Annotated in this window: 2 protein-coding genes; one reads left to right on the plus strand and one right to left on the minus strand. The window is 75.0% G+C overall.

Annotated features, from left to right (window positions below):
- Nucleotides 1–1,476 (minus strand): FAD-dependent oxidoreductase (locus ACYVE9_RS24320; RefSeq protein WP_461030041.1); only part of this gene is annotated, 1,476 nt, incomplete at its 3' end.
- A gap of 193 nt (nt 1,477–1,669) precedes the next feature.
- Between ACYVE9_RS24320 and ACYVE9_RS24325 the strand changes: the two genes are divergently transcribed.
- On the plus strand, nt 1,670–2,062 hold a 393-nt coding region (locus ACYVE9_RS24325; RefSeq protein ID WP_461030042.1), incomplete at its 3' end, for a TetR/AcrR family transcriptional regulator.

A 2,062-nucleotide genomic window follows, 5' to 3' on the forward strand; every position in this document is an offset into this window, starting at 1 on the left:
GCCGGGCCCGATCTCGGCGAGCGCGCCGAACCCCTCCACGAACTCGGCCTGGATGACGAGTGGTGTCCCGGGCGCAGGACCGGCGGAACCCGCGGGACCGGCAGCACCGGCGGGACCGGCAGACTGCGGCGGCTCACTGGGGTCCGCGTGCGGCGGGGTGAGCAGGACGAAGCGGCCGGCGCGCAGCGTCTCGTACAGACGCCCGCCGCCGGTCAGCGGCAGGTCGGGGACGCGGCTGCCGACGGCCGGGTGACGGTCTCGCGGCGCCGGGTAGCGGATGCCGACGCCGGAGAGTGAGCCGACCGCGCGACGCCGCACCGGGCCGACGTGCTTGACGGCCAGGGCCAGCAGTGCGCGGCGGGCGCGCTGCGCCGGTGTGTCCGCCATGGCCAGCCGGACGAGCATGCCGCTGCTGCGCAGCACGGTTCGCCCGACCCGGTGGCGTTCCTCGTGGTAGCTGTCCAGCAGTGCGTCGCCGGCCCGCCCGGCGAGTACCTCGGCCAGCTTCCAGCTGAGGTTGGCGGCGTCCTGGAGGCCGGTGTTCATGCCCTGGCCGCCGGCGGGGGAGTGCACGTGGGCGGCGTCGCCGGCCAGCAGGACGCGGCCGACCCGGTAGTCGGGCACCTGGCGTTCGTCGCTGTGGAACCGGGACAGCCACCGGGCCTCGCTCATGCCATAGTCGCTGCCCAGTGCGTGCCGGGTGATGGCCCGCACCTCGTCGAGCGTGACGGGTTCGTCGTCGGCGTGCTCCGCCCGCGCCCGGTCCGGAGGGGTTCCCCCGGCGGTGCTCTCGGGCTCCCGGCGCCAGGCGAACACCCGGTACCAGCCGTCCCCGAAGGGGGCGAGGAAGGCGAAGGCGTCGCCCACACCGTTGGCACTGAGCACGTCGGGCGGCGGGTCGGTGAGGCGCACGTCGGCGAGCAGGATCGACCGCAGTACGGACTTGCCGGGGAAGGGCAGGCCGAGCGCCTCGCGGACGGTGCTGCGGTGGCCGTCGGTGCCCACCGCGTAGGTGGCCCGCAGCGTGGACGCGGTGCCGGCTCCGTCCTGTACCCGGGCGGTGACCCCGGTGGCGTCCTGGGTGAGGCCGGTCAGTTCGGTGTGGTGCCGGAAGCGGACGCCCGCCTCGACCGCGCGGCGTTCCAGCAGTCGCTCGACCTCGTACTGCGGGGTGACCAGCAGGTACGGGAAGCGGCTGGGCAGGGTGCTCAGGTCCAGGGAGAGGCGGTCGAACAGGCGCAGTTCGTCGAGTCGGGTGCCGGTGGCGACCAGGGCGTCCGCCAGCCCGCGGGTGTCCATCAGCTCCAGCGTGCGGGCGTGCACGCCGAAGGCGCGGGTGAGGTTGCTGACGCCGGGCGGGCGGCGTTCCAGCACGGTCACCGACCGGCCCGCGGCGGCTAGGTCTCCCGCCAGCAGCAGGCCGGTCGGGCCGGCGCCGACCACGAGGACGTCGGTGTCGGGCATTGCGGTGTTCATGTCGCCTCCGGGACGGGGCTCGCGGCGGACCGTGTGCGCGGCGTGGGCGACGGCCCGGTGCGCGCCGGCTCGTCGGCCGGTGCCGACGAGGCGGCGTCAACAGGCGTTGTCCACATCTGTTGACGACGGTAGGTCGGCTCCCGCGTGGATGTCAACGCTTGTTGGCCAACGCGCGTGGGCATAGGCTGGGGGCATGGCTCAGCGACCCGCCCGATCCGTGCCCGCCCGCCGATCCGACGCGACCCGCGCGGCGATCCTCACCGCGGCCAGGGAGCGCTTCGCCACCGACGGCTACGAGCGCGCCACCATCCGGTCCGTCGCCGCCGACGCGGGCATCGACCCCTCCCTCGTGATGCGCTACTACGGCAACAAGGAAGGGCTGTTCGCCGCCGCCTCCGAGATCGACCTGCGGCTGCCCGACCTCACCTCGGGCCCGCCCGAGCAGGCCGGCACCCGCCTCGTCGAGCACTTCCTGGACCGCTGGGAGCAGGACGGCACGCTGGCCGCCCTGCTGCGCGTCGGTGTCACCAACGAGGCCGGCGCGGCGAGCGTGCGCTCGGTCTTCGCCGAGCAGGTGGCCCCCGCG

Source organism: Streptomyces sparsus (assembly GCF_054776295.1).